The organism is Halomonas sp. B23F22_20, assembly GCF_043496985.1.
Classification (GTDB): domain Bacteria; phylum Pseudomonadota; class Gammaproteobacteria; order Pseudomonadales; family Halomonadaceae; genus Halomonas.
Genome location: NZ_JBIEKH010000111.1, coordinates 1 through 621 on the forward strand (window position 1 = coordinate 1; position 621 = coordinate 621).

General features: G+C 35.4%; 1 protein-coding gene. It reads right to left on the minus strand.

Annotated features, from left to right (window positions below; all coding sequences use genetic code 11):
- Positions 1–195: 195 nt before the first annotated feature.
- The gene (locus tag ACGTN6_RS20845; RefSeq protein ID WP_394595004.1) at positions 196–357 is read right to left on the minus strand and encodes a DUF6366 family protein; all 162 of its coding nucleotides are present in this window, start codon (positions 355–357) and stop codon (positions 196–198) included.
- Positions 358–621: the final 264 nt, after the last annotated feature.

The window sequence follows — 621 nt, forward strand, 5'->3', positions numbered from 1 at the left end:
TGTGCATTTATTTTATCTGTAACAATTGAAAATTTCTTCTTTAACTAATGTGCAAGATAGCTGCATTTTGGTTATCACTCCTTGAGTACTAGTACATATCGAGTATTGGTATAAGGGACTGAAAGCGTAAGGAGTCAATATTCCTATTGAAAAACCCCCCAGTATTTCTGGGGGGTTCACATACTAAGTATGTTCCTAACGGAAGAACAACGTATATACTACGAAAGCTATTATTAGTAGTAGAAACAGAACTCCAACACTCTTCCAACCAAGATTAGTCAATATATTATAATGATTTTCTTTCTCTCTTGCTTTTCTCTTCATATATTCTTTCTCTGTATCATGACCACTACTCATATTTATCCTCCTCAAAACAAAGAAGTTAGTTTTACTTCTAACATGTGATTCCCGTTCAGGTCAGATTGTAAAACTAAATAAACATAAGAAATGGGTTATGGGTCTGCTTGGGCATTTATATTTAACGGGTGCTCTCTTGTTTAAATAAAAAACATATTTCAATCCCCTAAGGGACAACGTACCTGTCCCCATGGACCTCCTAATGGTGACCTCCTGAGGGATTGGTTTTATTTGGTGCATTTTCTTGTAGAGATTGCACATCTT